Raw genomic sequence first — 26,799 nt, forward strand, 5'->3', positions numbered from 1 at the left:
GGCGCGCGTTGCTTCACCCACCGTGCGCGCTCGGCTCCTCGCGGACGCTCATCTCATTGCCGCGCCAGGTAAAATTATCGACGAACCAGGCGTCGACATACATGATTGGCAACATCAGGTCGCGCAGCACGAACATCAGCGGCATGCGCCAGGAGAAATGCCACCCTGCCGTGCGCGCCAAAATCATTTCCGGGATGTGCCAGACCAGCGCCGTCAGAACGGCCGCGCCCAAAACGCCGAACGCGCTGGCGTCGAGGGCGTGCGCGCCATAGGCGGCGACAAGACAGGGCAGAGCGGCCCCGGCGAAAATCTCCGGGGCATAATGCAGCGGAAAAGTCTTTCGCCGCATTCGGGCCCAGCGCAGCTGCCGCATCCAGACGTCGCGCAGGCTGCGTCGGCCAAGCGGCTGCTCGAACGGCCTGTCGACGAGATCGACGGTCAAGCCCTGCGCCCGAACCAGCTTGGTCGAGGCGGCGTCCTCGGCGATCTCGGCGGCGAGCGCGCGGATGCCGCCGCCCGCCTCGAGCACCTGCCGCCGCCACATCATGTTCTTGCCCTGTGCGAAGCCTCCGGCGACGCCCGCCGCCGCATATTGCCAGCGCGCCTCAAAAGTGTTCAGAAACGCGCATTCGAGCTCGGCCCAGAGATTTTGCGGGCGCGAGCCGAGCGGCATTGAGCAGACCAGGCCGGTCGTCGGGCCAAAGCCCGCCAGCAGCCGCTGGATGTAATCTTTCGGCATCATCACATTCGCATCGGCCAGCACAATATAGTCATGCTGCGCGGCGTCCCACCCGCGCACGCAATTGTTCAGCTTGGGGTTGGCGCTGACTTTTTCGTCGCCGACGATGAGGCGGGCTGGAATTTTCGGATGAGCTGCGATCAGCCGCCGCACCAGCGGCGCGACGGGGTCGGACCCCCGCGCGACGCAGAAAATGATCTCATAGAGCGGATAATCGAGCGAGAAGCTCGACCCCAACGTCTCCTCGCAAAAATTGTCGAGCCCGCAGACCGGCCGCACGATGCTGACGCCGGGCGCTGGCGCGGGCGTCGGCGCGGCACGCATTTTCGGCCTTGTCCGGACCATCGCAATGCCGACGCTGACGAGATTCAGCAGAATCAGAGTCGAGCAGAAAAAAGCGGCCGCATAAATCGACGTCATGAGCGCGCTCCGGGGCTAGCCTTTCTTGAGGGGCGTTGGATAAGAGTCCTAAAATCGTCGGGGACGCGCCGGGGCGCCTTCCCGCATGATACAGCTTCCGGAACAGTTGCAGGACCTAGATGCCGCATCCCATCGTCCGTTTTGCGCCTTCGCCGACCGGCGCCATCCATATTGGCAACGCGCGAACGGCTTTGTTGAACTTTCTTCATTCGAAAAAACATCATGGCGAATTCATTCTTCGCTTCGATGACACTGACGCCGAAAGATCGAAAGAAGAGTACGCGCAGGCGATCGAGGTCGATCTCGCCTGGCTCGGAATCGTCCCGGATCGCGTGCTGCGGCAGTCGCAGCGGATCGCGCTTTACGAGTCCGCCGCCAAAAAATTGCGCGCCGCCGGGCGGCTTTACCCCTGCTATGAGACCGCCGAGGAGCTCGAGCGCAAGCGCCGTCGCCAGCAGGCGCGCGGCCAGCCTCCGGTCTATGATCGCGCGGCGCTGGCTCTGAGCGCGGAAGACAAGGCGCGGCTCGAGGCCGAGGGCCGCCGCCCGCATTGGCGCTTCCTGCTTGAGCGCAGGATCGTGCGTTGGGACGATCTGATTCGCGGCGAGAGCCACATTGATTCGGCCTCGCTGTCGGATCCGGTGCTGATTCGCGAGGACGGCACGTTTCTTTATACGCTGCCGTCGGTGGTCGACGATCTCGACTGCAAGGTGACGGCGATCATCCGCGGCGAGGATCACGTCACCAATACGGCCGTGCAGATCGAACTGTTCGAGGCGCTGGCCGGCGCGGGCGCGGCGCCCGGCTTCGGGCATCACAATCTGCTGTCGTCGGTCAGCGGGGAGGGACTTTCGAAGCGGACCGGCGCGCTGTCGATCGGCGGCTTGCGCGACGCGGGCCTTGAATCGCTTGCGGTCGCAGCCGCCGCCGTGCTGATCGGCTCGTCTCTCCCGCTGCATCCGGTCGTCTCCCTCGCCGAACTTGCCTCTATCCTCGATTTCAAGCAGCTCTCGCGCACGCAGACGCGCTTCGATCCGGCGGAACTTGCCGCTCTGTCCGCCCGCACGCTGCATGGGCTTGGCTTCGAGGCGGTGCGCGACCGTCTCGGAGCGCATGAGATCGTCGGCTACAAAGCCGAGCCGTTCTGGCTGGCCGTCCGCGGCAATCTGTCGGTTTTTTTGGACGTCGTCGACTGGTGGCGCGTCGTCGAGGGCGAGATCGCGCCGTCCGCCCCGGAGCCGGGGGACCAAGCCTTTCTAAAAGACGCCGCCGCGGCCCTGCCGCAGGAGCCTTTCGACGAGGCGACTTGGAGCGTGTGGATCAATGTTCTGAAAGAGCGCACGGGGCGAAAGGGCAGGGCGCTGTTCCACCCGCTGCGCCTCGCGCTGACGGGTCAGGAAAACGGGCCGGAGCTCGCGGCGCTGCTGCCGTTGATCGGCCGGTTCAGGGCGTCGGCCCGACTATGCGGACGCGTCGCTTGACGCCGTCCGGACCGACCACCTCGCGATAGGCCTCGGGGCCGCCGGCGCCGGCCGGGCCGGGGCTTTTTGCGGCCTGAGGAGAGCCCGCGTCTGGCGCGCCCGCGCGCGCGGGCGCCTTGGGAGCGGAAAGCTCGGCGGATTTTTCCGGCGTCACCAATATATCGCCCTTGCGCTGTTGGTTCAGCACATTGTCTGCGCCGGCGAGCGCGTCGACCCAGCTCTGCCCCGGCGGCTTGCAGGTGCAGGCCGGATCGAAGGATTTCTCGAATTTGCCGGCGTTGGGCATTTCCGAATAGAGGCCGCCTTCGAGCGAGACTGAGCTTTCGACCTCACGGTTCGGCGCGCGCGTATAGACCGCGACGGTCGTATTCGGACAAAGCGCCTGACAGAGGCTCGTCAATTGTCCCGAATCGGCGCCTCGCGCCGATACATTCAAGGGGAAGAAGCCGCCATCGCAGGTGCGCACGCAAAGCGCCTGCGAGCCGCCGTGCGGCCGCGACTCCTCCTCATGCGCCTCCTCGGGGACGCCCGGCATTTCCGGTTGCGGCTGAGTCTCCGGGGCGCTCGGGATGCCGAACAGCTGCTCGAAGAAGCCGCGCTGGCGCGGCGGCTGATTGCGGCAATAGGTGTTGAACCGCGCGACCAGTTCGACCCTTGCCGCCGCCCGGTCTGCTGGTCCGCCCTGGGATTGCGCCTGACCGACCGCAGCCTGCAAGTCGCGGATCTGCGCATTGAGGCCGGGGCAGCGGTTGCCCGCGGCGCCGGAAAAGGCGACCTCGGGCCGGTCGCAGCCGAGCGAGCGCGCGACGCCGATGATCCGATTCAAATTGGCGACCTGCTCGCGCGAGGGGCCGGCGCCCCGCGCCGGGCGCCCGCCGCCGCGGTCGATTTCAGCGATCTTGGCCTGCAGCCCGGCGCAATCATACGTCTGCGTCAGCGCGTCGGTTGAGCCGAGAGTCAGCGCAAACAGGGCCACCGCGAAAGTCGCCTTGGCCAAGCTGAGACGACGCGCGGGCAGCCAGAAGTCCTTGAAGCATCGCAAGAAGAAGCCGCGAAACGGAAACCGGTCGGTCATCAAGGGCCTTCAGCCTGTCCTCGGCGGGCGCTGCAAAGGAAGTCCTGCCGATAAAAGCAGAGCCTCGATTGAGCGTTGTCCTGTCACGGCTTCATGGTGGAAGCGTGGCTTCGGCGCAAGCGCGCCGGGCGCTTGTTTATAGGCTTTGAACCGCTTTGGCGATCAAGCGATTGTTCGGGCGCGCCCGATTGTCCAATGCGGCTCTATTGCGGGCGCACAGGCGAGCCCGCATATGTGAGCCTTCATCCTGCGGAGACGCCACGTTCATGCTTTCGATCCGTTCCCGGTCTTTTGTCCTTGGCGCCCTTGCCGCTTTCGCGCTCGTCGCAGGGAGCGCGCGCGCGGACTCCGGCGATCCGGACCTCATTTTCCGAAAATCCACCGTATTCAAGCTTTTGACCCCGAACGACAAGCTGGCGACCTATGCGATCGACGATCCGAGCGTCGAGGGCGTCGCCTGCTATTATACAATTCCGGAAAAAGGCGGCGTCGCCGGCATGTTCGGGGTCGCCGAGGAGGCGTCCGACGTTTCGCTCGCCTGTCGGCAATATGCCCCGATCAAATTCAAGGACAAGTTCGAACAGGGCGACGTTGTGTTCCGTGAGCGCCGGTCGCTGATTTTCAAGCGCATGCAGATCGTGCGCGGCTGCGACGCCAAGCGCAACGTGCTGGTTTATATGGTCTATAGCGACAAGCTCATCGAAGGCTCGCCGAAGAACTCGACCTCGACGGTGCCGATCCAGCCGTGGGGCGCTTCGGGCGAAGCGCTGAAATGCGCGGATTTCGTCAAGGGATAGAGGTTTGGCGCGGGTTCGCTTCTCTCGAGCGCCCTCATGTTCCAAGAGCCCGCGAGGAGGACCGAAGGGCCGTCTTGAGCCGCGAGGGCGCCATGACGCATTCGTCGAGACGCCTTTTCGGCGCGCGTCAGGGCCGGGCGCGGCGCCTTTGAGCTAGATTTTCTCGCCGCAGGCGACGAAAAACGAGCCCGGCCGGATATCGGCCGGCCGCTCCTCGCCGGGCGGCGCAGAAAAATCTTCCGCTCGGCCGAAAGCCTTGGACGCCTTGAGGCCGTTCGCTTCACACCAGGCGTCGGCGACGACCGCGCCGCAGGCCGACTTCGTCGTCAGGCATTCATCGAAGCCATAGCCGTCATTTTCGGGGATGATCAGCACCTGCGCGCTCGCCGATTGCGCAAGCGCAAACAGCGCCAGCAGGCCGCCCATCGCAAACAGCACCGCGCGAAACAATCTTTGGCGCTGGCGTCGCGTGAGCCCGGTGGCAGGCGCCCTGTGCGGAAAAGCCCTGCTGGGGACGGGTCCGAGCGAAGACGACCTCGGCGGGAGGCGCCGGACCGCGGACAGGGTGACTGGGGACATGAGGCTCTCGCGCGATCTGGTGAAGTTCTGCAGGAATTGTGTCGAATTCGTTTGAAAATTCCGTTAATCGCCCTTGAGCGTCGGCGCTCGCGGAAAAACTTGACGCGGCGGCGCCCTCTCGCGCATAAAACTCGTCCATGACGCAGGCTGCCCGCCTTGAACGGACGTTGATCGCGTCCATTTGTATCCGCTAGCCTTGCCGCTGGCTGGAGCCGTCTTGTCCTCATAAAGAGTTCAACAGCGACGCCTTAGCCGGCCAGCGCTTTCCTGCCCCCGATCGGTTCGTTCGGGGTCGGAACAGGCTCCGAGGCCCTGACGTCGGGCCGGCTCGAGGGAATTTTATGTCGCTGCGGTTTTATAACACGCTGACCCGCCAGAAAGAGGCTTTTACGCCGATCGATCCGGCCGATGTGCGCGTCTACGCCTGCGGCCCGACGGTCTATGATCATCTGCATATCGGCAACGGGCGGATGCTGATCGTATTCGATCTCCTGTTCCGGCTGCTGCGGCATGTCTATGGGAAAGATCATGTCCGCTACGTCCGCAACATCACCGACGTCGACGACAAGATCAACGCCCGCGCGGCGGAGCGCGGCGTCGATATCCGCGTCCTGACCGACGAGATGACGGCGATCTTCCATGAGGACGCCGCCGGCCTCGGCTGCCTGCCGCCGACCGTGGAGCCGCGCGCGACCGAACATATGGCGGAAATGATCGCCATCATCCAGAAACTCATCGACAAGGGCGCGGCCTATATCGCCGAGGGCCACGTGTTGTTCGACGTGCCGGCGATGCCGGACTATGGCGCGCTGTCGAAACGGCCGCTCGACGATATGATCGCCGGCGCGCGGGTCGAGGTCGCGCCCTACAAGCGCGGGCCGATGGATTTCGTATTGTGGAAGCCGGCCGCGCCGTCGGAACCCGGCTGGGAGAGTCCGTGGGGACGCGGAAGGCCAGGCTGGCATATCGAATGCTCGGCGATGAGCTGGCGCCATCTCGGCGAGGTTTTTGACATTCACGGCGGCGGCATCGATCTCGTCTTTCCGCATCACGAGAACGAAATCGCGCAGACGCGCTGCGCCTTTGGCCACAGCGTCATGGCCCATGTCTGGATGCACAACGGCCATTTGCAGGTCGAAGGCGAGAAAATGTCGAAAAGCCTCGGCAATTTCGTGACGATCCATGAGTTGCTGAACAGCGACAGTTTTGGCGGCCGGAAGTGGCCCGGCGCCGTGCTGAGGCTCGCCATGTTGCGCACGCATTACCGCCAGCCGATCGACTTTACGGTGAAGGCGCTGGAAGAAGCCGAACGCACGCTGAGCGAATGGCGCCACGCCGCTGAAGGCGCGGAGCCCGAGGCGCCGGACGCGAATTTTATCGACGCGCTCTCGGACGATCTCAACACGCCGCGCGCGATCTCCGAACTCCACGCATTGAAGGCGAAGCGTCCCGGCGCGCTGCTTGGCGGGCTCGCCCTGCTCGGCGTCGATCTAGCCGATCTTGGCGAGGAAGAACGCGCGCTTCCAAGAAGCGCGTTCGAACAGATCATGGCGCTGATCGCCGAGCGCGAGGCGGCGCGGCAACACAAGAATTGGGCGGAGTCAGATCGCCTGCGCGATAAGCTCGCCGCGATGGGCGTGGTCCTGAAAGACAACAAGGGCGGCGCGACAAGCTGGGAGCTGAAACCATGAGCGTAAGACCGACCGCGTCCGCGCCCTCGCTGCGGCCCTATCTCGCCGCCGACCTGCCGCTGCTCTACGAGATCAGGCTGTCGGCCATCGAGGAACTGACCGCCGACGATTACGACGACTCGCAGCGCCGCGCCTGGGCCGAGGCGGCAAGCGACGAGGATGTGCTTGAGAAAATCTTGAAAGGCGGCCTCAGCATCGTCGCCTTGCGCGATGGCGCGGCGGTCGGCTTTGTGGTGCTCACGGGCAATCGGATCGACCAGCTCTATGTGCATCCCGCGGTTGCGCGCACCGGCGTCGCCGACGCGCTGCTCGACGCCATCGAAAAGCTCGCCGCGGCGCGTAAACTGACGACGCTCGAGGTCGACGCCAGCGATACGGCAAAACCCCTGTTCGACAAGCGCGGCTATGTCGCGCAGCGGCGCAACACGGTCGCCTATGAGGACGCCTGGCTCGGCAACACCCGCATGAAGAAGGCGCTGCCGGCGGGACCGCCGCAATGACGAGAGACTTTTCGCCAAAAGAGCGACTGATCCTGTTCGACACCACTTTGCGCGATGGCGCGCAGACGGCCGGCGTCGATTTCTCGCTGGCCGACAAGCGCCATATCGCCGCGCTGCTCGACGGGCTTGGGGTGGATTATATCGAGGGCGGCTATCCAGGCGCCAATCCGGCCGATACGGCGTTTTTTCAGGATCCGCCGCGCTTCGGCCACGCGCGTTTTGCCGCCTTCGGCATGGTCAAACGCGCCGGCCGCTCGCTCGACAATGATCCCGGCCTTTCCATGCTGTTCGAAGCCAAGGCCGACGCCATCACTTTCGTCGCCAAGGCGTGGGACTATCATGTTCGCGTCGCGCTCGGCGTGACGCTTGAAGAAAACCTTGCTTCGATCGGGGAGTCGATCGAGGCGGCGAAATCGCGCCAGCGCGAGGTCATTCTCGACTGCGAGCATTTCTTTGACGGCTACAAGGCCAACCCCTCTTATGCGCTGTCCGTCGTCCTGACCGCGCTTCAGGCAGGCGCGCGCTGGGTTGTTCTATGCGACACCAATGGCGGGACGCTGCCGCATGAAGTCGAGCGCATTGTTGCCGAGGTTTGCGCGAGGGCCCCCGGCGACCGACTCGGCATTCACGCCCACAATGACACAGAGAACGCGGTGGCGAACTCGCTTGCGGCGGTGCGGGCGGGCGCAAGGCAGATCCAAGGGACGCTGAACGGGCTTGGCGAGCGCTGCGGCAACGCCAATCTGACGTCCATCATTCCAACCCTGTTGCTGAAGCCGGATTTCTCCGAAAAATTTGACATCGGCGTGCCGATGGAGAGGCTTTCGAGCCTCGCCAAGATCAGCCACACGCTCGATGAGCTGTTAAATCGCGCGCCGAACCGCCAGGCGCCTTATGTCGGCGCCTCGGCTTTCGCGACAAAGGCGGGCATCCACGCCTCCGCCGTGATGAAGGAGCCGCGAACCTACGAGCATGTGGCGCCGGAATCCGTCGGCAACAAGCGCCGCCTGCTCGTGTCGGATCAGGCCGGCAAGTCGAACATTCTCGCCGAGCTCGAACGCATCGGCGTAAAACTCGACAAGGACGATCCGAGGCTTGGCCGGCTGCTCGACGAGGTCAAGCAGAAGGAGGCGCTCGGCTATGCCTATGAGGGGGCCGACGCCTCCTTCGAGCTGCTGGCGCGGCGCGTCCTCGGCGACATTCGCGATTTCTTCGAGGTCGAGCGTTTTCGCGTCGACGTCGAGCGCCGCCACAATGCGCAGGGCGATCTCGTCACGGTTTCGGAGGCGGTGGTCAAGGTGCGCATCGACGGCGAAACTTCGATCTCGGCCGCCGAGGGGGAGGGTCCGGTCAATGCGCTCGATCTCGCGCTACGCAAGGATCTTGGCCGCTATCAGCGCTTCATCGAGGATCTTGAGCTCGTTGACTATCGCGTGCGCGTGTTCCAGGGCGGCACGGATGCGGTGACGCGCGTGTTGGTGGAATTCCGCGACGCCTCCGGCGAGACCTGGTCGACCGTCGGCGTCTCCGCCAACATCATCGACGCCTCGTTTCAGGCGCTGACCGACGCCATCACCTACAAGCTGCTGAAGGCGGGGGCGTAAAGCCTAATGCCGAAAGTTGCAGACTTTCGGCATTATGCGCCAAATATAACGTCACCGCGTATCGTAGTGAAACCAGATCGAGTGTGGATCGCCTCGCGGCGGGGCAGGGAAGGGCGCGGCGCGGCGCACCGCATTCAGCGCCGCCGCGTCAAAGTCCGGGCGCCCGCTGGCGCGATAGATCGCCTGATGCGTGAGATTGCCTCTTTCGTCGACATAAAAGGCGACGATGCCGTCGGCCTGCTGATGGCCATTCTGAAGGTCCGCCGGCACATGCATCTGGCGCATGATGAGGCCGTAGAGGATCGAGAGATAGGTCGTCTTGGCCGCGCCGCCGGCGACGGGCGAGGGCTTTGCCGCCGATCCCACCTTGTAGTCGGGCGTCGGCGCCAGCGAGGCGAGCTGGTCCGCGACGCTCTGCTTCTTGGATTTGGTCGGCGGCGCCTTTGAGACGACCGGCGACTTCGCCTCGGTCGGCTTCTTCTTTGGCGAGGGCGTGGCCTTGTCGAGAGGCTCGGCGTCCGGTTTGTCGTCGGCGATTTTCGCCGGCGCTTCCTCGGGCGGCGCGATCACTGTGGCGATAGGCGGCGCCTCCGCCTTTTGCGGCGGGGACGGGGTCTCGGCCGTCTGCTCGGAGGGCGGCGCCTGGCGCTGCGCCTTGGTCTCGGGATCTGGCGCCTCGCGCTCGATCTTTTCCTTGTTCTCCGCACGCGGCGCGTCGTAGGCGACGCGGTCGTCGTCTTCTATTTTTTGCTTCGGCCGCTTTTCCTCTTTTTTAGGGGGCTGCGGCGGAGGCGGAGGTTCGACCTTGGGCTGCGGAATCTCCTGCACGAGCTCGACCGGGATCTCCTCGACCGGGGCGATCGGCGGCTGCACATTGTTTTCGTAAAGGATCGCGGCGAGAATCAGCGCATGGGCGAAGAGGCAGGCGGCGAGAATGAGCCAGAACCGCCGCCGCGACGCCTCCGCAGCGGGAGCCGGCTCGGCCAGATGGTCCTCGGCGCCGGCCGTAAGCGCCGACTCATCCGTCAAGAGCGAGTCATCTTGGCCGCCCGGCGCCGCGCAGGCGCCGGTCAGGATCGCTGAGGCATCATCGCCGCGAAAAGTCTTCTGCAGCATTTTCTCTCACAGCCGCGGATCCACCGTCTCCTTGCGAATGCCGAGCAGATCGGTTCGCGCTGCGGCGGTCCAGATCATCGGCAGCACGTCTTCGATTTTCTCGGCCACCAGATAGCGGATTTCGAACGAGGATTGAATGAAGCGCCGCTCGCGCATATGCGCGAAGAGATCCAGCAGCGGCTGCCAGAATCCGTCGATATCGGCGATCACGACCGGCTTGGTGTGGCGCTCCAGCTGCACCCAGGTCAGCTGCTCGACCAACTCCTCGAGCGTGCCGACGCCGCCGGGGAGCGCGACGAAGGCGTCGGCCCGCTCGAACATCAGCCGCTTGCGCGTATGCATGTCGGGGACGACGATGGTCTCCTGAATATCGGCCAGGAGGCCTTCCTTGCGGTGCAGGAAATCGGGAATGACGCCGGTGACTTTGCCGCCGCCGTCGATGGCGGCCCGGGCCACAGCGCCCATGAGGCCATTGTCGCCGCCGCCGTAAATCAATTCGAGTCCGGCCGTCGCGATCGCCCGGCCGAGCGCCGCGGCGCTCGCCTCATAGGCGGGCTCGACGCCTTTGGCCGAGCCGCAATAGACGCAGATCGCGCGGATGCGCTCCGGCGCGATGCGGTCGATATTGGCTCGCTCAGCCGCGTTCAATGCCTCGATCATGTCTCGTTGTGGCCTGCCGCCCAAAATGAATCAAGCGCCGCCGCCTCTAAAGCCCCCGGCCTGCCGGCCGGATCTTGCAGGGAGCCGGTGCGTTTGCCCAAAACCCGGCCTATATAGGCGCAGGGCCTCATTTTGATCTCATGGGCGCGTCGCTCACGAAAGGTTTATCTTAAGCTTGACATTTCAGCAGAAAATCGCGGGCGGATCGCTGCCGCTCGAAGGCGAAGCGTCGCAGCCGTCCCAAGCCGCGCCGGCGCAGCAAAAGCCGCCGTTGGCGCCGCGCCCGCGCGGGCAGGTCGGCCCGCTGGTGCGACGGCTCATGCCCTATATCTGGCCTGCGGGGCGGCCCGATCTGCGGCGGCGGATCTATATCTCGATCCTGCTCCTTCTCGCCGCAAAGCTTGTCACCATAGCGGTGCCCTATTCGTTCAAATGGGCGACGGATTCGCTTGTCGATCCGGCCCATCTGCCGTTTTCGGGGTTTCTGGCCGCGCCTTTGATCCTCACGCTCGTCTACGGGCTCCTGCGCGTCGCCATGGCGCTGTTCACGCAGGTCCGCGACGCGGTGTTCGCCGACGTCGCCATGCACGCCGTCCGCCGCCTCGCGAGCGACGTCTTCGAGCATCTGCATCTTCTCTCGCTGCGGTTTCATCTGGAGCGCAAGACCGGCGGCCTCACCCGCATCCTGGAGCGCGGGCGCAATTCGATCGAGACGATCGTGCGCACCTCCATGCTGACGGCGGTGCCGACCCTCGTCGAGTTCTGCCTGATCCTCGCGGTGTTCTTCTTCGAGTTCGACTGGCGCTTTGTCGCCGCCGTGCTGATCATGATCGTCGCCTATCTCTCCTTCACGCTGGCGGCGACGAATTGGCGGATCGGCATCCGCCGCGCCATGAACGAAAGCGACACCGACGCCAACACCAAGGCCATCGACAGTCTGCTCAACTTCGAGACGGTGAAATATTTCAACGCGGAGGAGCGCGAGAAGCGGCGCTATGACGTGTCGATCGCGCGCTATGAGCGCATGAGCGTCAAGACCTACACTTCGCTCGCCTTTCTCAACGCGGGGCAGGCGGTGATCTTCACCTGCGGCCTGACCGCGGTGATGATCATGAGCATGAAGGGCGTCATGAGCGGCAAGAATACGATCGGCGATTTCGTCCTCGTGAATGCGATGATGATCCAGCTGTTCCAGCCGCTAAGCTTCCTTGGGATGGTCTATCGCGAGATCCGCCAGTCGCTGATCGACATTGAGATGATGTTCGACATCATGGCGCAAAACCCGGAGGTGAAGGACCGCCCGGGCGCAAAGCCGCTCGCCGTCGCGCGGGGCTCCATCCGCTTCGAAAATGTGTCTTTTCACTATGACCCGCGCCGGCCGATTCTCGAGGGGTTGTCATTCGAGATTCCGGCCGGGCGCACCATCGCCATCGTCGGCGCGTCGGGCGCCGGCAAATCGACCATCGCGCGGCTGCTGTTTCGCTTCTATGAACCGGCAAAGGGCCGGATTCTGATTGATGGGCAAGACATCAATCTCGTCACACAGACCTCGCTGCGGGGGGCGATCGGCATCGTCCCGCAGGACACGGTTCTGTTCAACGACAGCATCGCCTACAACATCCGCTACGGCCGCGAGGGCGCAAGCGACGAAGAGGTGCGCGAGGCCGCGCGCCACGCCCAGATCGACCGCTTCATCGAAGGCGCGCCCGGCGCCTATGAGGCGCAGGTCGGCGAGCGCGGACTGAAGCTCTCCGGCGGCGAAAAACAGCGCGTCGCAATCGCCCGCACCATCCTCAAAGGGCCGCCCATTCTGGTGCTCGACGAGGCGACGTCGGCGCTGGATTCCTTCACCGAACATGAGATCCAGGACGCGCTCGACCGCGTCGCCAGGGGCCGCACCACGCTGGTCATCGCGCACAGGCTCGCGACGGTGGTCAACGCCGACGAGATTATCGTGCTCGACAAGGGCGCGATCATCGAGCGCGGCTCGCATGACGAGTTGATCGCCCGCGGCGGCGCCTATGCCGCCATGTGGAGCCGGCAATATGAAATCCGTCAGGCCGAAGAGGTGCTGCGCCGCGCCGCGCGCGAGGATGGCGAACGGATCAGCATCAGCATCGAGCCGGGCGAGTCGGCGGAGGAAGACGAAGGCGCGCCGCTGCTTGGCGTTGGGAAAGGTCCCGCGGCGGCCTGACGTCGGCGCTTCATCCCAGAGAGGCATTTGAAGCGCAGGGTGACGCCTGACTTGGGATTTCCGCCTCTTTATGCGACACCGTCCGCGCAGTCCCCGCAAGGGATCTTGGAGCATGATGCCGAAACGTTTCAGACTTTCGCACTGACATCATGCTCCAACCCATCGTGATCCAAAGATCGCGCAGCAAGAGAGCTCCATGTCGCTCATCGAATCCATTCGCAAGCAGGTCACGCCGATCCACCCCGAAGGCTATGTGTTCATCGCCTCCTTCGGGGTCGCAACGCTGGTGCTCGGCTCATTTTTCAGCCCGCTCGGCTGGATCGGCGCCTTTGCGACCGCCTGGTGCGCCTATTTCTTCCGCGATCCGGTGCGGCAGACCCCGCTCGACGAGGGCCTGGTGATCTCGCCCGCCGACGGCGTGATCTCGGCCGTAGGGTTTTTCCCGCCGCCGCCGGAGCTTGGCCTTGGCGTTGAGCCGCTGCAGCGCATTTCCGTCTTCATGTCGGTGTTCGATTGCCACGTCAATCGCGCCCCCGTGGCGGGCCGCATCGTCAAGATCGCCTATAAGCCCGGCTTGTTCCTCAACGCCGACCTCGACAAGGCGAGCGAGGACAATGAACGCAACGGCCTCGTGATCGAGACCGCGGCCGGCCGCTTCGGCGTCGTGCAGATTGCTGGCCTCGTCGCGCGGCGCATCGTTTGTTTCGTCCGGCAGGGCGAGTCGATCGGGGTCGGCGACCGCATCGGGCTGATCCGTTTCGGCTCGCGCGTCGATGTCTACCTGCCGGGGACGGCGCGCGCGCTGGTGACGGTTGGCTCAAAAGCCGTCGCCGGTGAAACTGTGCTGGCCGAACTGCGCGCCGGCGCGAACCGGCGAGCATTCAAGTCGAGTTAGGGCAATGGCGCTTGCGAAAGATTTGCTTCCGGTCGAGCTGAAGCTAAAAAAATGGCGCCCTGGCAACGCTTCGCCCGGCGCGGCCGGACGACAATGAAGGAATCCGTCAGGCCTTCCGGCATCTCGACGCCGAGACGGTCTACAAGCGCTTTCTCAACTACAAAACCAATGTCACCGAGGCGGAGCTCGAACATATTACCGGCGTCGATTTTGTCCACGATGTCTCGCTTCTCGTCACGACCCGGGTCGGCGATGAGGAGATCGTCATCGGCGGCGCCAGCTATTTTGGGCTCGACGACAACAATCCCCCCCATCGCGCCGAAGTCGCCTTCACCATCGAGGAGGATTTTCAGGGGCAGGGGCTGGCGCGCGCGCTGATGCGCAAGCTCGTTGAACTCGCAAAGGCCAATGGCGTCGGCGTCTTCGAGGCCGAAGTTCTCGCCAACAATCTCGCCATGCTTTCGGTGTTCAAGGGCGCCGGTCTGCCCCTGACCGTCAGGCGGGAGGACGGCGTTATCCATGTGACGATCGATCTGCGCCAGCCGCCGGGCTGACGCGGGCGCCCCTAATTCATTTGCCTCGCGCCCACTGGCCTCCTATCGTCCCGCGGCAAACCATGTAATTCACGAGGGTCCGCGGCAAAATCGCGTTCCGCCTGGAGCATGCCGCCCCGACGTCGCGCTCTGAACATTGGCATCGGTCGCGTTATGAGTTTGGATCGATCCAACTCATCGTGATCCAAAACCTGGATTGTCCATGGCAGCGCCCCACTTCGCAGATTATCTCGTCGAACGCAGGCTCTTGCGTCGGCGGCTTTCCTTCTGGCGCATCCTCGCTTTCGGAGCCGCCGTGATCGGCGTTCTGGCGATTGGGCTGCGGCTTGCCTCATCGGACGACTCGGTGAGCTTTGCGCCGCATATCGCAAGGCTGTCGATCAGCGGCTTGATCACCGGCGACCGCGACACGCTCAAACTTATTTCCAGGATCGAGGAGTCGGACGCCGCCGCGGTGCTGGTGTCGATCGACAGTCCGGGCGGCACAACGGCGGGCGCGGAGCGGCTTTACGACCAGCTTCGCCGCCTTTCGGCCAAGAAGCCGACGGTCGCTGTCGTCGGCTCGCTTGCCGCCTCCGGCGGCTATATCGCCGCGCTTGGGGCCGACCAGATCGTCGCGCTGGGCAATTCGCTGGTCGGATCGATCGGCGTCCTTGTCGAATATCCCAATGTGACGAAGCTGCTCGATACGGTCGGGGTCAAGGTCGAAGCTGTCAAATCATCGCCCTTGAAAGCGGCCCCGAACGGCTTTGAGCCTACAAGCCCCGAGGCGCGCGCTGCGCTCGCCTCGCTGGTCGACGACAGTTTTGTCTGGTTCAAGGATCTCGTGCGCGAGCGCCGCAATCTGACCGCGCCGCAACTCGCCGCGGTCGATGACGGCCGCGTTTTTACCGGCCGGCAGGGGCTTGGTCTGCATCTCGTCGATCGCCTCGGCGGCGAGAGGGAGGCGATCGCGTGGCTGGAGCAGGAAAGAGCTGTGCCAAAGGGGCTGAAAATTCGCGATTGGAAGCAGCAGGGCTCGTTCGGCCGCATCGGTCTGTTCAGCTTTGCCGCACGCGCCGCAAGCATTTTTCATTTAGACGAATTAAGCCGGCTTTTGGGGCGCTCCAGCCAGTTTGTCGAGGCGCGGATGCTTGACGGTCTGGTCTCGATTTGGCAAGTTGACGGCGCGAATTGAAGGCCTTGGCGGTCTGACGGTCGTCGTCGCTGCGAGGGGGGAGCGACGGCGGCAGCGGCTCTTGAGCTGCAAGATCGATTTGCGAAGCGCTTCTACATCGCTCAAGCTGCCCCCTGTTTAATCTATGCGGAAGTCCTTTAACGGGCGAGGCGAATGATCAAATCCGAGCTGGTGCAGCGTATCGCCGACCGTAATCCGCATCTTTACCTTCGCGACGTTGAAAAAATCGTCAACGCCATTTTGGACGAGATCACCAATGCTTTGTCGCGCGGCGACCGCGTCGAATTGCGCGGCTTTGGCGCCTTTTCGGTAAAACACAGGGACGCCCGGGTGGGACGCAATCCGCGCACGGGCGCGCATGTGTCAGTCGATGAAAAAGTGGTTCCTTTCTTCAAGACCGGCAAGGAAATGCGCGAGAGGCTGAACAATGGGGTGGACGACTGAACCCTTCGGTCTGCCCCACGATTTGCGGGCCTTGGCGCCCCGGGCGTTTCGGGGTTAAGGATCCGGACCTGTCACGCGAAACTTCAATCACGACATGCGCTTCAGGCGCTTGAACCCAAGCCGGCGGATGCGATGGCGCGTTTTCTGAAATGGCTGATCCTGCTTCCCGTCATCTTCGTGGCGCTGGCCCTTGCGCTAGCGAACCGGCATGCGGTGACGCTTTATCTCGATCCGTTTCCCAATGGCGGGGTCAACGGTCCGCAGCTGAGCGCCCCCTTCTATCTGGTGCTTTTCCTGACGCTGATGGTTGGCGTGGCGCTTGGCGGCGTCGCGACCTGGATGGGGCAGGGCGCCCAGCGGCGGGCGGGCCGGCGCGCCCGCGCCGAGTTGCGCCGCGTCAATGCGGAACGGGCGCGCCAGACGCTGCATCCGGCGATCGAGCATCGCAAGGGCGTCTAGCATCGCGCCGAGAAGTCGCAGACTTTTCGGTTCAATGGGGATGCGTCAATCAAAGAGCAAAGTTCCGCCCCGCTTCCTAACGGATTGATCCCTATCCATTCAGGACCATGACGCGAATTATCCGGCGCGGTATGCGATCGTCCGGCCGGAATGCGCGTTAAGTGAAACATCTGCAGGCCGCCGCCGCAAAGGCGCAGCGCCGAGGCGCATCATGAGCACATTGATCAAAATCTGCGGCCTCAAGGCCCCCGAGGCCGTCGACGCCGCCATGGCCGCCGGCGCGGACATGGTCGGCTTTGTCGTGTTCGAAAAAAGCCCACGGCATATTTCCCTGCAGCAGGGTCAGGAGCTGGGCGCGCGCGTCGGGCCGGGCGTCGCCAAGGTGCTGTTGACCGTCGACGCCGACGATGCGTTGCTCGCCGCCGCGATTGCCGCGCTGGGGCCCGCCTATCTGCAATTGCACGGAAAGGAGACGCCTGAGCGGGTCGCCGCCATCCGCGCCAATTTCGGTCTGAAGGTCATCAAGGCGATCGAAATCGAGAACCGCGCCGGCCTCGACCGAATCCGCATCTTTGACGAGGTCGCCGACATGCTGCTGTTCGACGCCAAGGCGCCGGCGAATGCTGCGCATCCCGGCGGCAATGGCGCTCCATTCGACTGGAAGCTGCTTGCCGGGCAGAAAATCAGCCGGCCCTGGCTGCTCGCCGGCGGCCTTCATTCCGGCAATGTGGCGGAGGCGCTGCGCGCTTCAGGCGCGCATGGCGTCGACGTCTCATCCGGCGTGGAGAGCGCTCCGGGCGTCAAGGACGCCGACAAGATCGCCGCCTTCATCCAGGCCGCGCGCGCCGAAGCGCCGGGCGTCGCCCCAACCGCCAAATCCGCGCCGCGCGGCAAGGCCGGGCTGCAGGAGAAGCTTGGTTTGGCGCGGCGAAACGGCTAGACAGAGGGCGCTTGCGCCGGCGGGCGCGGCATTGGAAACACGCGAGATTTTCGTTTTTTGAGGTCCGGCGCGCAGCGCCAGCCTGCGGCTCTTGGCGCGGCGCGGCCCTCGTCCGATCACAGGCGGCCAAATGAGCCAGGCTTTTGTTGCGCAAAACCTCAATTCCTATCGCACCGGCCCCGACGAGCGCGGCCATTTTGGCGTCTTTGGCGGCCGCTTCGTCGCCGAAACCCTGATGCCGCTGATTCTCGACCTCGAGCGTCACTATGAGGCCGCACGATCCGATCCCGCCTTCAAGGCCGAACTCGATAATCTCCTTACCCATTACGTCGGCCGGCCGAGCCCGCTCTATTATGCCGAGCGCATGACCGAGTTTTTTCGACGCAAAGCGGCCGACGCCGGAAGCGAGGGCGGCGCAAAAATCTACTTCAAGCGCGAGGATCTGAACCACACCGGCGCGCATAAGATCAACAATGTGCTCGGGCAGATTCTGCTGGCGCGGCGCATGGGCAAGACGCGCATTATCGCCGAGACGGGCGCCGGCCAGCATGGCGTCGCGACCGCCACCGCCTGCGCGCGCTTCGGGCTCGATTGCGTCGTCTATATGGGATCGGTCGACGTCGAGCGGCAAAAGCCCAATGTGTTTCGCATGAAACTGCTCGGCGCCAAGGTCGTGCCGGTGGAATCGGGCGCGAGGACGCTGAAGGACGCCATGAACGAGGCGCTGCGCGACTGGGTCACCAATGTCGCCGATACTTTTTATTGCATCGGCACCGCGGCGGGGCCGCATCCCTATCCCGCGATGGTGCGCGATTTCCAATGCATCATCGGCGATGAGACGAGGCGTCAGATGCGCGAGGCCGAGGGCCGCCTGCCGGATTCCTTGCTGGCGTGCATCGGCGGCGGCTCGAACGCCATCGGCCTGTTTCACCCTTTCCTCGACGATCCGTCGGTTGAGATTTACGGGGTGGAGGCGGCGGGTTTTGGCCTTGATGACAAGCACGCCGCCTCGCTCGCGGGCGGGCGCCCCGGCGTGCTGCACGGCAATCGCACCTATCTCCTGATGAATGCGGACGGCCAGATCGAGGAAGGCCATTCGATCTCGGCCGGCCTCGACTATCCGGGCATCGGCCCCGAACATTCCTGGCTGAAGGAATCCGGCAGAGTGACCTATCTGTCCGCGACCGACGCGGAAGCGCTGGCCGCCTTCGAGCAATGCTCGAAGCTTGAGGGCATCATCCCGGCGCTGGAGCCGGCCCATGCGCTGGCCAAGGTCGGCGACATCGCGCCGTTGAAGCCGCAGGATCATCTGATGGTGGTGAATATTTCCGGCCGCGGGGACAAGGATATTTTCACCGTCGCCGAACACCTCGGCGGGATGTAAAGCGGGGCGGCGACGGAACGGAACTGTCGCGGGTTACTGTTGTGTGCGCGCAATCCTGTAGATGACGCCATTGTAGTCATCGGAGACCAAAAGCGAGCCGTCCGGCAGCTCCGCCACATCCACAGGGCGGCCCCAATAGGAGCCGTCTTTTTCCAGCCAGCCTTCGGCGAAGACTCTTGCCTTGCCGGCGGTCCCGTCCGGTTTTACCGGCGTGAACATGATCCGCGCGCCGATCGGCGTCGTGCGGTTCCATGAGCCGTGCTGGGCGGAGAAAATCCCGCCCTTGTAGTCGGATGGAAACTGCGCGCCGCGATAAAAAATCATGCCGAGGTCGGCGGCGTGCGCATCCATTTCGACCTGGGGAAAAACCAATCCCGCGGGAGGCGCTTCATCCTTGTATTCGTCGGTCCGCACATGGCCGCCGCCATACCACGGAAAGCCAAAATTCTGGCCTTTCGCTGTTGCGCGGTTCAATTCGCCGGGCGGCCGGTCGTCGCCCATTTGATCGACCTGATTGTCGGTAAACCACAGCGTCTGGTCGGCGGGGTTGAAATCAAGGCCAACCGAATTGCGGATTCCATTTGCAAAAATCTCGCGCTCCGATCCATCCCGATTCATGCGGATGATGGCGCCGATGCCGAGCTTGACGAAATTGGCTTGCTTGTCTTTCGGCGGCACATTGTAAGGCTGGCCGAGCGAGACATAGAGCTTGCCGTCCGCGCCGACGCGGCAGACGCGCGTCGAGTGGTTCGTCGATTCAAATTGCGCGGGGATCAGTTTGCCCTGCGCGACGACCGTCTCCGCAGGCAGGAACGGGTCGTGATATCCCCATTCGGCGTTGGCGTAGGATAGGATACGGTTTTGTTCCGCAACGAACAACGTGCCGTCCGGCGCAAAACAAAGGCCGTGCGGCATCTTCATATTTGCCGAGGTGACGAACTCGGACACTTCGTCGGTGAATGTCTGCTCATGGCGGTAGGGCGCCACAAAGATTTTTTCGTCCTTCGTGCCGATGAAAATCGCTTTGCCCTGCGGCCCGACCGCGATCGTGCGCGCGCCGGGCGCGACGGTAAAAACGCTGATCTCGAAGCCAGGCGGCAGCTTGATTTTGGCGAGATTCGGCTTGAGGCGCGCAGCGGCGGCGTGGCGGGCGGCCATCCCGGGGTCGAGAGGCATCTCCGGCGCTGCGGGCGTTGGCGCAGTCTCCTGCGCCCAAGCGGGACCAAGAACCAATCCAAACAGCGCCAGCGCGCCGAGCATCAACGTGCAGCCCCCGTTGCGGCGGGCGTTCTCCCTCAAGACCATTTTGGCGGCTCTTCTTTTAATCCGTCGGCAGGGCGTCTTTCAGCTGGCATTGCGGCGCCAGCGCGGCGAAGAGGGCGTCGTCATCGGTTTCGCCGACATTCGGCGTCGTCAACAGCTGCTCGCCATAAAAAATCGAATTCGCGCCGGCCACCATGCACAGAACCTGCGCCTCGCGGTTCAGCACGGAGCGGCCGGCCGAAAGCCGCACGCGGGAGGCCGGCAGCACGATGCGCGTGACCGCAATCATGCGCACGAATTCCAGCGGATCGATCCGTTCGCGCTCGCCCAGCGGCGTGCCTTCGACGGGCACCAGCGCATTGATCGGCACGCTTTCGGGATGCGGATCAAAGCGCGCCAGCGTCTGCAGCATCGCGGCGCGGTCGGCGACGCTCTCGCCCATGCCGACAATGCCGCCGCAGCACATTTCGATGCCGGCGCCGCGCACGGCCTTCAGCGTATCGAGCCGGTCGTCATAGCTGCGGGTCGTTACGATCTTGTCGTAATAGTCGGGGCCGGTGTCGAGGTTGTGATTATAGGCCGTGAGGCCGGCTTCCTTAAGCCGCCCGGCCTGCGCCGCATTGAGCATGCCGAGCGTGACGCAGGCCTCCAGCCCGAGTTCGCGCACGCCGCGCACCATCTCGATCACCGAATCGAATTCGCGGCCGTCGCGCACGCTGCGCCAGGCCGCGCCCATGCAGAAACGGTCTGCGCCCGCCGCCTTCGCGCGCGCCGCGATCTCAAGGACTTCATCCGGCTTCATCATATGGATGCGGTCGAGATGCACTTCCTTGTGATGCGCCGATTGCGGACAATAGCCGCAATTTTCCGGGCAGCCGCCGGTCTTGATGCTGAGGAGGCTCGCCTTCTGCACGTCGTTGACGTCATGAAATTCGCGATGGATCGCATTCGCCCGCGCGATCAGCTCCAGCAGCGGCGATTTATAGATCTCGATAATTTCGCTGAGAGTCCAATCATGCCGGGTGAACGGGTCGGCGGCCTGATGTGTCATGCGTTCGCTTTCCGGAGTGCGTTTTCGGCTGTGCGCCGGCTCGCCGCCGCGATGGGAAGCGACGGGATCTGTGCTCAAGGCTATAGGAATGAAAGCGCAGCTTCAACCCGAGCCGGGGCGGCGGGGCGCCGTCTTTACGCGCGCGGAGCCTTGCGAAACGCGGGCGCATGAGCATCTTTAGGGCGACCGGCGCGCCGCCTATCGGGACCGCCGCGAAATTGAAAGGACGTCCATGCGCCTGCTGATCGCAGTTTTCCTGCCTTGGCTTTTGTTCTTCACCATTGGACGGCCGGTCGCCGGCGTGATCTGCCTGATTTTGCAGATTACCCTGATCGGATGGATTCCGGCGGCGCTTTGGGCGGTCTATGCGCTGAGCCAGTTCAAAACGGATGAGAAAATCGGCCGCGCGCTCGGCCCACGCCGCTAGGGCCTTTTGAGGTCGCGCCAGACTTGATCCTAAAATGGCTCAAGCGCGGCGCCGCTCATGTCCAGTAAAATCGAAGGGACAAATGTGTTCGACGCCGCTGTCGCCGCCGCCGGCCAGATCTTTACGCCGCCGTTTCGCGGCGTTCTTTGGAAAACGCTCGGCCTTACGCTCGCGCTGCTGGCGCTGGTCTGGATCGGCCTCGAAAAGCTGATCATCGCCGGCCTGGCGCTGCCGTCGATGGCGGCCTATCCGTGGGTTGCGACGGCGCTGTCGTTTGTCGGCGGCGTCGGACTTTTCATTGGCCTCGCTTTTCTGGTGACGCCGGTTTCTTTCCTCGTCGCCGGCTTTTTCTTCGACGACCTTGCCGAACATGTCGAGGCGGGGCTCGATCCGAAAGATATCGGCCGCCCAATGCCGGTCGGGCTCGCGACGCGCGTCGCGGTGGAATTCGCCGCGGTCGCGCTCGCCGTCAATCTCGTGGCGCTGCTGCTGCTTTTCGCTCCGGGGGTTAATCTTGTCGCGTTTTTCGGGGCCAACGCCTATCTGCTCGGCCGCGGCTATTTCGAACTTGCCGCGCTGCGCTATCTGCCCCCGGCGGAAGTCGCCCGCCTGCGCAAGGCGAACGCCGCGCAGCTGTTCGGCGCGGGCCTCGTCATGGCGGCCATGCTCGCGGTTCCGGTTCTCAATCTGCTGACGCCGCTCTTTGGCGCCGCCTTCATGGCGCGGATCGCCGCGGCGATCCGGCGAGCGAGACCCGCGACGCCGCCTTATCAGACTTAGATCAGGCCATGCGGCGGTCGGCGTATTGTCCGGTCGCGCGGTAGCGGGTCAAATAGGTGGGCGTGAAGGCCTCGAAGGATTCCGGCGCCAGGCCAAGGCCCTGCAATGTCCGTCCCTCGACGATTGCGGCTTTCGAGACGACATTGTCGTGTTTCAAAAGCTCGACCTGATCCCGGGTGATCTCGAACATTTTGGGCAGCAGGCCGAGCGACAGTTTTGAGAGAACTTCCGTCACGCCGCCGACGCTTCTGGCCTGATCGAAGGACAGCGTCACGAGCCGCCGCTTGCGTTCGGTCACCTTTAAGACGAACTCCATGATTCGGCGCATGGTCGCGACTTCCGGCCCGCCGAGCTCGTAGATGGCGCCGGGCTTTGCCTTGCCGTCGAGCGCAAGCGCCGCGGCGCGGGCGACATCGCCGACGAACACCGGCTGCAGCTTGGTTTCGCCGCCGCCGATCAGCGGCAGAACGGGCATGAAGCGGGCCATGGCGGCGAAGCGATTAAAGAATTCATCCTCTGGGCCAAACACGACGGAGGGGCGCAAAATGACCGCGCCGGGGAAGGCCGCGGCGACGAGCGCCTCGCCTTGGGCCTTGGTCTTCGCATAGGCGGAGGCGCTGGCGTCATCAGCGCCGATCGCCGAGATTTGCACGAAGGATTTCACGCCCGCCGCCTTTGCCGCCTTGGCGATGGCCTCGGCGCCCGAGGCGTGGATCGCGTCAAACGTCTGCTCGCCCGCGGGGCTCAAAATGCCGACGCAATTGACCGCGGCGTCCGCGCCGCGCAGGGCGCGCTCAATCGAGTCGGGATAGCGCAGATTGGCCTGCACGGCGTGGATCTGGCCGACGTTTCCCAGCGGCTGCAAATGGAACGCAAGATCGGGCCGACGCGACGCCACGCGGACGCGCCAGCCGTCCTTGGCCAGCGCGCGAACGACGTGCCGGCCAATGAAGCCCGAGCCGCCGAATACGACTGCAAGCCGTTTCGTCCTGATCAGCTGATCCGCCATGGTTTTCGTCCTCGCCGCGGGAGGTCGATGCGCTCCCGCGCCGTTTTAAGCGCCAAGCCCGCGCCTGTACAGGCCTGAGAGGAGCCGTCAACAGCGGTTTGATGCGTTCGCGGACGAGAGCCAAAACCCATGCAGCTTTTTGCCGCCGGGCGCTGGCGCCGATTGACAATACGGAACCGGCCTGCGTATCAGAGCGGCAAGTGCCCTGGTGGCGGAATTGGTAGACGCGCTGGTTTCAGGTACCAGTGGTGAAAGCCGTGGAGGTTCGAGTCCTCTCCAGGGCACCAAGTCTTTTGGTGTTTTTCCGCAAGTTTTCAAGGCCTTAGGTCTCCCGCAGCGGCCCAGCCAGTGATACGTTGGGGGATACATCTGTGGCTTTGACTGTCCTTGACGACGGCTATTTTTGGCTGACAGCGTTGCCTGATCGTTGCGCCAGACTTCAGCTCGCGGCGGAAAGCCTCCTTGTCATGGACCAAATGTGAATTTGATCGGATATTACGTTCGAATATACATAAAATGTCTGTGGGACTTTAATGACCATTGCAATTAGAATTATTGGAATCGTTGCTGGGGGTTTTTTCTGCGCTGCGTGCGTTACTACGCAAGAAATGCCTCTTGCACCGAATGTAATTCGTCTAGACACTCAGGCGTCCGGGCTTTTATTTGTTGGGCAGGCTCCAGCTCAAACGATGCGCCGTGCCGCCGAGTTAACGTTGCAGAATGGCTATTCCCACTTTCGATTCGATCAGGCGCAGGTCGGCCAAGCTTCTGAATACGCAGGGACCTATAGTTCGGGAGACGCGACGGTCTCAGGGGGCCAGAACTTCGCTACGGTCAACGGGAGTGGATTCTCCACGCCTCTATACCGTCGAACAGCCAGCGTTGGCGTTACTATGACCATGTTCCATGCTAACGAATCCGGCGCGCAGGGGGCGTTTGACGCCGCGCAAGTCCTCAAGCAATACAAGGGTTGAACCGGTGCATAGACGGCAGGCGGCCGGCAACGCCAGGTATTCCCGTCCCCCGTTGCTTCCCTGCTCCGCTTGAGCGCAAAGCCGTCGCAAATACGCTCTTAAGTTTCGTGCTTTGGTGTTATTGGGCGCTGCGGCAGGTCGATGCCCGCCTCTAACCCTTCGTGCAGCAACAAATTCGGCGCCGACAGCTTGGTCTGCGCTGCGCCCCAGCGCCACTGCCAGTTAGTTTGTCTACAAAGGCTTGATGTTGCGATGCAGCGCGCGCGCCATGCGTTTCCCTTGATCCTTTGCGCTCCATCCGTTCTCGCTTCTAAAGATCGAAGAAGCGTTGCCAAATCTCGCGCGCAGATGCACTCTTGGAGCGGAGCGCCGCCACGAAGCGGCGCCGGGGAGAGACGTTATTTCGAGGGCGCCATGAGCGAGAGAATTCCCATTGACGCGACGCATACGGCGCGCGACTCCACAGGGGCGGCCTTGATTGTCCGCCCGATCTCGACCGATGACGTCTATGACGCGCTGAGGCAGGGATGGGGCGATTTCCAAAACGCGCCAGTTTACGGCCTCGTCTTCGGCGCGATTTTCGCCCTCGGCGGGATCGCGATCGCCGCCTGGGCGTATGAACGCGGCCTCAGCTATCTTATGTATCCCGCCATCATCGGCTTCGCGATGATCGGCCCCTTTGCCGCCGTCGGTCTCTATGAGGTCAGCCGGCTGAAGGAACGGGGCGAGCGTCCGTCCTGGGGCGCGATCGCCCGCACGCTGGTCGCGCAGGGCGGCGCCGAACTCGCCTGGATGGCGTTCGTGACGCTGTTTGTCTTCATGGCGTGGATGTATGCCGCGCAGATGCTTGTCGCCATCTTCTTTGGCCTGCGCGCGTTCTCGACGCTGACGGGGTTTCTCGGTCTGGTTGTAACGACGCCTGAAGGCTGGCTCTTCCTCATCGTCGGCAATTTGCTCGGCGCGGCGGCGCTGTTCGCCGTGTTTTCGCTGACGGTCATATCCGTCCCGCTGCTGCTCGACCGCGAGGTGGATTTCGTCACCGCGATGATCACCAGTCTGCGCGCAGTCGCTGCAAGCCCGGCGCCCATGCTGATCTGGGCGGGAATCGTTTTCGCGACGCTTTTCGTCGCCGCGCTGCCATTCTTTCTCGGTCTGCTGGTCGCCGTCCCGGTGCTCAGCTTCGCCACCTGGAGGCTTTATCGCAAGATCGTCGCCGCCTGAACGCCGATTGAATGAAAAAGAGCGCCTCAAAGGGCGCTCTCGTCGCTTCCAACCTAATCGATGACTTGCACGATGCGGCGTGTCTGCGGATCGACGATCACAGCATGGTCGTTCACCACGGTGTAACGATAGCGCGGATCGACGCCATATTCCTTCGGAACCGGATAATAGGTCACTCCGCTCAAGGGCAGCCTTTCGCCCGGCTGAAGCTGGCGGTCAAAGCGGAAGCTGGAGCGGTGTTCGCGCAGCGCGTAGTCGCGAAATTGCGGCGCCTGATCGAGGCCAAGAACGCCTGTCGCGGCTCCCGTCGCGCCGCCGACTACTCCGCCGACGACGCCGCCAATGGGGCCTCCGAGGGCGTCGCCTTGCGCCGCGCCGCGTTGGGCGCCGCCTTGCGCGCCGCCGACAAGACCTTGCGCCTGCAAGGCGGCCGGGGTCGCGATCAACGCCGCCACGACGGCGATCCCAAACTTTCTCTGCATGTTGGTCTCCCACCCTGTTCGGATTTCGGCGGCCTAACGCCCCCGAGCACTGCGGGTTCCGGCAAAAAGTCGGGAGCGGAGGGCGCGGCGCTTGCTTCGAACGCCGCGGAATGCTAGGCGCCCCGGATGCAGAACCTTCACGCCACGCCAAAAATCCCATCGCTAAAAAGCCTCCGCCCATGACGATCCGCCTACACAAGGGCGATCTCCCGGAGGGCGAGGCGTTTTCCGGCGCCGTTGCGATCGACACCGAGACGATGGGTCTCGTGCCCGGCCGCGATCGGCTTTGCCTCGTTCAATTGTCGCGCGGAGACGGCTCGGCTGATCTTGTCCAGATCGCGCCGGCTCAGACCGCTGCGCCCAATCTGACGCGCCTGCTCGCGGACCCAGCGGTCGAGAAACTGTTCCATTTCGCAAGGTTCGACATCGCTGTCCTCTACAAAACCTTCGGCGTGATGACCGGGCCGATCTATTGCACCAAGATCGCCTCGAAACTAGCGCGGACCTATACGGACCGGCACGGCCTCAAGGATCTGGCGCGGGAGCTGCTCGGAATCGAACTGTCGAAACAGCAGCAATCTTCGGATTGGGGCGGCGACATTTTGTCCGAGGCGCAGCTTGCCTATGCGGCGTCGGACGTTTTGCATCTGCATGCCTTGCGAACGAAGCTTGACGCCATGCTCGAGCGAGAGGGGCGCAGGGCGCTCGCCGAGGCGTCATTCGCCTTTTTGCCGACCCGGGCGAAGCTCGATTTGATGGGCTGGGGCGATTCGGATATTTTTTCGCACCAATGAGCCCAAAATTTACCTCGCCTTGACTTCGCCTTGCTTGCTTGCTGTCTGAGGGAAGGCCCTTTCCGCGGGCCGCGCCCCGCGGACCTTTG

General features: G+C 63.7%; 26 protein-coding genes and 1 tRNA gene. 18 read left to right on the forward strand and 9 right to left on the reverse strand.

What is annotated here, in order from left to right:
• Positions 1–13: 13 nt before the first annotated feature.
• Positions 14–1,159, reverse strand: a complete 1,146-nt coding sequence (locus tag MSIL_RS00670; RefSeq protein WP_012589182.1) for a ceramide glucosyltransferase — start codon at positions 1,157–1,159, stop codon at positions 14–16.
• A gap of 119 nt (positions 1,160–1,278) precedes the next feature.
• Between MSIL_RS00670 and MSIL_RS00675 the strand changes: the two genes are divergently transcribed.
• Complete coding sequence (locus MSIL_RS00675) at positions 1,279–2,640, forward strand: glutamate--tRNA ligase (RefSeq protein WP_012589183.1); 1,362 nt, start codon at positions 1,279–1,281, stop codon at positions 2,638–2,640.
• Here the strand turns inward: MSIL_RS00675 and MSIL_RS00680 are convergent.
• Positions 2,603–3,715 (reverse strand): DUF2865 domain-containing protein, encoded by a 1,113-nt coding sequence (locus MSIL_RS00680; RefSeq protein ID WP_012589184.1) that lies wholly within the window; start codon positions 3,713–3,715, stop codon positions 2,603–2,605. The two genes, MSIL_RS00675 and MSIL_RS00680, sit on opposite strands and share 38 nt — an antisense overlap.
• Before the next feature lie 266 nt (positions 3,716–3,981).
• On the opposite strand from MSIL_RS00680, the gene MSIL_RS00685 reads away from it, so the two are divergent.
• Positions 3,982–4,512 (forward strand): CreA family protein, encoded by a 531-nt coding sequence (locus MSIL_RS00685; protein ID WP_012589185.1) that lies wholly within the window; start codon positions 3,982–3,984, stop codon positions 4,510–4,512.
• A gap of 153 nt (positions 4,513–4,665) precedes the next feature.
• Here the strand turns inward: MSIL_RS00685 and MSIL_RS19935 are convergent, their stop codons facing one another.
• Complete coding sequence (locus MSIL_RS19935) at positions 4,666–5,091, reverse strand: hypothetical protein (protein WP_012589186.1); 426 nt, start codon at positions 5,089–5,091, stop codon at positions 4,666–4,668.
• A gap of 341 nt (positions 5,092–5,432) precedes the next feature.
• Here MSIL_RS19935 and cysS point away from each other — a divergent pair, with 341 nt between their 5' ends.
• Genes cysS through cimA form a run of 3 tightly spaced genes read left to right on the forward strand, consistent with a single transcriptional unit; the run spans position 5,433 to position 8,886 of the window.
• On the forward strand, positions 5,433–6,782 hold the full coding sequence (gene cysS, locus MSIL_RS00695) for a cysteine--tRNA ligase (protein ID WP_012589187.1): 1,350 nt from the start codon (positions 5,433–5,435) through the stop codon (positions 6,780–6,782).
• Positions 6,779–7,282, forward strand: a complete 504-nt coding sequence (locus MSIL_RS00700) for a GNAT family N-acetyltransferase (protein WP_012589188.1) — start codon at positions 6,779–6,781, stop codon at positions 7,280–7,282. The genes cysS and MSIL_RS00700 overlap by 4 nt, the downstream gene beginning before the upstream one ends.
• The gene (gene cimA / locus MSIL_RS00705) at positions 7,279–8,886 is read left to right on the forward strand and encodes a citramalate synthase (protein ID WP_012589189.1); all 1,608 of its coding nucleotides are present in this window, start codon (positions 7,279–7,281) and stop codon (positions 8,884–8,886) included. Before MSIL_RS00700 ends, cimA begins: the two co-directional genes overlap by 4 nt.
• A 51-nt stretch (positions 8,887–8,937) precedes the next feature.
• Here the strand turns inward: cimA and MSIL_RS00710 are convergent, their stop codons facing one another.
• A complete protein-coding gene (locus tag MSIL_RS00710) occupies positions 8,938–10,002 on the reverse strand; it encodes an energy transducer TonB (protein WP_012589190.1) in 1,065 nt (354 codons plus the stop codon).
• Positions 10,003–10,008: 6 nt separating this feature from the next.
• Positions 10,009–10,662: an LOG family protein gene (locus tag MSIL_RS00715; RefSeq protein ID WP_012589191.1), complete on the reverse strand. Its 654-nt coding sequence runs from the start codon at positions 10,660–10,662 to the stop codon at positions 10,009–10,011.
• Positions 10,663–10,933: 271 nt separating this feature from the next.
• Between MSIL_RS00715 and MSIL_RS00720 the strand changes: the two genes are divergently transcribed.
• The 8 genes from MSIL_RS00720 (at position 10,934) to trpB (ending at position 18,709) form a co-directional block, all read left to right on the forward strand.
• A complete protein-coding gene (locus MSIL_RS00720; RefSeq protein ID WP_041368248.1) occupies positions 10,934–12,856 on the forward strand; it encodes an ABCB family ABC transporter ATP-binding protein/permease in 1,923 nt (640 codons plus the stop codon).
• Positions 12,857–13,031: 175 nt separating this feature from the next.
• Positions 13,032–13,751, forward strand: a complete 720-nt coding sequence (locus MSIL_RS00725; RefSeq protein WP_280110221.1) for a phosphatidylserine decarboxylase — start codon at positions 13,032–13,034, stop codon at positions 13,749–13,751.
• Positions 13,752–13,852: 101 nt separating this feature from the next.
• Positions 13,853–14,305 (forward strand): GNAT family N-acetyltransferase, encoded by a 453-nt coding sequence (locus MSIL_RS20450; protein WP_244406301.1) that lies wholly within the window; start codon positions 13,853–13,855, stop codon positions 14,303–14,305.
• 202 nt (positions 14,306–14,507) lie between these two features.
• Positions 14,508–15,482 carry a signal peptide peptidase SppA gene (sppA, locus tag MSIL_RS00735; RefSeq protein ID WP_012589194.1) on the forward strand — a complete coding sequence of 325 codons (975 nt, stop codon included), beginning with the start codon at positions 14,508–14,510 and terminating at the stop codon, positions 15,480–15,482.
• A gap of 153 nt (positions 15,483–15,635) precedes the next feature.
• Complete coding sequence (locus MSIL_RS00740) at positions 15,636–15,926, forward strand: integration host factor subunit beta (RefSeq protein WP_012589195.1); 291 nt, start codon at positions 15,636–15,638, stop codon at positions 15,924–15,926.
• Between the two features lie 132 nt (positions 15,927–16,058).
• Positions 16,059–16,385, forward strand: a complete 327-nt coding sequence (locus MSIL_RS00745) for a lipopolysaccharide assembly protein LapA domain-containing protein (protein WP_012589196.1) — start codon at positions 16,059–16,061, stop codon at positions 16,383–16,385.
• Positions 16,386–16,596: 211 nt separating this feature from the next.
• Positions 16,597–17,325 carry a phosphoribosylanthranilate isomerase gene (locus MSIL_RS00750; protein WP_012589197.1) on the forward strand — a complete coding sequence of 243 codons (729 nt, stop codon included), beginning with the start codon at positions 16,597–16,599 and terminating at the stop codon, positions 17,323–17,325.
• Positions 17,326–17,455: 130 nt separating this feature from the next.
• A complete protein-coding gene (trpB, locus tag MSIL_RS00755; protein WP_012589198.1) occupies positions 17,456–18,709 on the forward strand; it encodes a tryptophan synthase subunit beta in 1,254 nt (417 codons plus the stop codon).
• Positions 18,710–18,742: 33 nt separating this feature from the next.
• Here trpB and MSIL_RS00760 read toward each other — a convergent pair whose 3' ends face one another.
• Positions 18,743–20,014 (reverse strand): PQQ-dependent sugar dehydrogenase, encoded by a 1,272-nt coding sequence (locus MSIL_RS00760; protein WP_012589199.1) that lies wholly within the window; start codon positions 20,012–20,014, stop codon positions 18,743–18,745.
• Between the two features lie 16 nt (positions 20,015–20,030).
• Entirely contained in the window at positions 20,031–21,023 is a 993-nt protein-coding gene (gene bioB, locus MSIL_RS00765; protein WP_012589200.1) for a biotin synthase BioB, read from the reverse strand.
• 232 nt (positions 21,024–21,255) lie between these two features.
• Here bioB and MSIL_RS00770 point away from each other — a divergent pair, with 232 nt between their 5' ends.
• Together MSIL_RS00770 and MSIL_RS00775 are read left to right on the forward strand one after the other, a co-directional pair.
• The gene (locus MSIL_RS00770) at positions 21,256–21,450 is read left to right on the forward strand and encodes a YqaE/Pmp3 family membrane protein (protein ID WP_012589201.1); all 195 of its coding nucleotides are present in this window, start codon (positions 21,256–21,258) and stop codon (positions 21,448–21,450) included.
• 57 nt (positions 21,451–21,507) lie between these two features.
• Positions 21,508–22,230, forward strand: a complete 723-nt coding sequence (locus MSIL_RS00775; protein WP_012589202.1) for a sulfate transporter family protein — start codon at positions 21,508–21,510, stop codon at positions 22,228–22,230.
• 1 nt (position 22,231) lies between these two features.
• Here MSIL_RS00775 and MSIL_RS00780 read toward each other — a convergent pair whose 3' ends face one another.
• Complete coding sequence (locus MSIL_RS00780) at positions 22,232–23,239, reverse strand: complex I NDUFA9 subunit family protein (RefSeq protein WP_012589203.1); 1,008 nt, start codon at positions 23,237–23,239, stop codon at positions 22,232–22,234.
• 202 nt (positions 23,240–23,441) lie between these two features.
• On the opposite strand from MSIL_RS00780, the gene MSIL_RS00785 reads away from it, so the two are divergent.
• Together MSIL_RS00785 and MSIL_RS00795 are read left to right on the forward strand one after the other, a co-directional pair.
• Positions 23,442–23,526: transfer RNA gene (locus tag MSIL_RS00785), tRNA-Leu, on the forward strand.
• Positions 23,527–24,627: 1,101 nt separating this feature from the next.
• Entirely contained in the window at positions 24,628–25,434 is an 807-nt protein-coding gene (locus tag MSIL_RS00795; RefSeq protein WP_012589204.1) for a DUF2189 domain-containing protein, read from the forward strand.
• A gap of 53 nt (positions 25,435–25,487) precedes the next feature.
• Here MSIL_RS00795 and MSIL_RS00800 read toward each other — a convergent pair whose 3' ends face one another.
• On the reverse strand, positions 25,488–25,916 hold the full coding sequence (locus MSIL_RS00800; protein ID WP_012589205.1) for a DUF1236 domain-containing protein: 429 nt from the start codon (positions 25,914–25,916) through the stop codon (positions 25,488–25,490).
• 179 nt (positions 25,917–26,095) lie between these two features.
• Here MSIL_RS00800 and MSIL_RS00805 point away from each other — a divergent pair, with 179 nt between their 5' ends.
• Positions 26,096–26,710: a ribonuclease D gene (locus MSIL_RS00805; RefSeq protein WP_012589206.1), complete on the forward strand. Its 615-nt coding sequence runs from the start codon at positions 26,096–26,098 to the stop codon at positions 26,708–26,710.
• The last annotated feature ends 89 nt before the right edge of the window (positions 26,711–26,799 follow it).

Source organism: Methylocella silvestris BL2, from assembly GCF_000021745.1.
Lineage (GTDB): Bacteria > Pseudomonadota > Alphaproteobacteria > Rhizobiales > Beijerinckiaceae > Methylocapsa > Methylocapsa silvestris.

What these genes read in the sequence shown, in the direction of transcription:
- MSIL_RS00675 (WP_012589183.1), top strand. Translation starts at nt 1,279, where the DNA reads ATGCCGCATCCCATCGTCCGTTTTGCGCCTTCGCCGACCGGCGCCATC.
- trpB (WP_012589198.1), top strand. Translation starts at nt 17,456, where the DNA reads ATGAGCCAGGCTTTTGTTGCGCAAAACCTCAATTCCTATCGCACCGGC.
- MSIL_RS00745 (WP_012589196.1), top strand. Translation starts at nt 16,059, where the DNA reads ATGGCGCGTTTTCTGAAATGGCTGATCCTGCTTCCCGTCATCTTCGTG.
- cysS (WP_012589187.1), top strand. Translation starts at nt 5,433, where the DNA reads ATGTCGCTGCGGTTTTATAACACGCTGACCCGCCAGAAAGAGGCTTTT.
- MSIL_RS00685 (WP_012589185.1), top strand. Translation starts at nt 3,982, where the DNA reads ATGCTTTCGATCCGTTCCCGGTCTTTTGTCCTTGGCGCCCTTGCCGCT.
- cimA (WP_012589189.1), top strand. Translation starts at nt 7,279, where the DNA reads ATGACGAGAGACTTTTCGCCAAAAGAGCGACTGATCCTGTTCGACACC.
- MSIL_RS00715 (WP_012589191.1), bottom strand. Translation starts at nt 10,662, where the DNA reads ATGATCGAGGCATTGAACGCGGCTGAGCGAGCCAATATCGACCGCATC.
- MSIL_RS00795 (WP_012589204.1), top strand. Translation starts at nt 24,628, where the DNA reads ATGAGCGAGAGAATTCCCATTGACGCGACGCATACGGCGCGCGACTCC.
- MSIL_RS00710 (WP_012589190.1), bottom strand. Translation starts at nt 10,002, where the DNA reads ATGCTGCAGAAGACTTTTCGCGGCGATGATGCCTCAGCGATCCTGACC.
- MSIL_RS00750 (WP_012589197.1), top strand. Translation starts at nt 16,597, where the DNA reads ATGAGCACATTGATCAAAATCTGCGGCCTCAAGGCCCCCGAGGCCGTC.
- MSIL_RS00800 (WP_012589205.1), bottom strand. Translation starts at nt 25,916, where the DNA reads ATGCAGAGAAAGTTTGGGATCGCCGTCGTGGCGGCGTTGATCGCGACC.
- MSIL_RS00700 (WP_012589188.1), top strand. Translation starts at nt 6,779, where the DNA reads ATGAGCGTAAGACCGACCGCGTCCGCGCCCTCGCTGCGGCCCTATCTC.
- MSIL_RS00805 (WP_012589206.1), top strand. Translation starts at nt 26,096, where the DNA reads ATGACGATCCGCCTACACAAGGGCGATCTCCCGGAGGGCGAGGCGTTT.
- MSIL_RS00780 (WP_012589203.1), bottom strand. Translation starts at nt 23,239, where the DNA reads ATGGCGGATCAGCTGATCAGGACGAAACGGCTTGCAGTCGTATTCGGC.
- MSIL_RS00670 (WP_012589182.1), bottom strand. Translation starts at nt 1,159, where the DNA reads ATGACGTCGATTTATGCGGCCGCTTTTTTCTGCTCGACTCTGATTCTG.
- MSIL_RS19935 (WP_012589186.1), bottom strand. Translation starts at nt 5,091, where the DNA reads ATGTCCCCAGTCACCCTGTCCGCGGTCCGGCGCCTCCCGCCGAGGTCG.
- MSIL_RS00760 (WP_012589199.1), bottom strand. Translation starts at nt 20,014, where the DNA reads ATGGTCTTGAGGGAGAACGCCCGCCGCAACGGGGGCTGCACGTTGATG.
- MSIL_RS00770 (WP_012589201.1), top strand. Translation starts at nt 21,256, where the DNA reads ATGCGCCTGCTGATCGCAGTTTTCCTGCCTTGGCTTTTGTTCTTCACC.
- MSIL_RS00740 (WP_012589195.1), top strand. Translation starts at nt 15,636, where the DNA reads ATGATCAAATCCGAGCTGGTGCAGCGTATCGCCGACCGTAATCCGCAT.
- MSIL_RS00680 (WP_012589184.1), bottom strand. Translation starts at nt 3,715, where the DNA reads ATGACCGACCGGTTTCCGTTTCGCGGCTTCTTCTTGCGATGCTTCAAG.
- bioB (WP_012589200.1), bottom strand. Translation starts at nt 21,023, where the DNA reads ATGACACATCAGGCCGCCGACCCGTTCACCCGGCATGATTGGACTCTC.
- sppA (WP_012589194.1), top strand. Translation starts at nt 14,508, where the DNA reads ATGGCAGCGCCCCACTTCGCAGATTATCTCGTCGAACGCAGGCTCTTG.
- MSIL_RS00775 (WP_012589202.1), top strand. Translation starts at nt 21,508, where the DNA reads ATGTCCAGTAAAATCGAAGGGACAAATGTGTTCGACGCCGCTGTCGCC.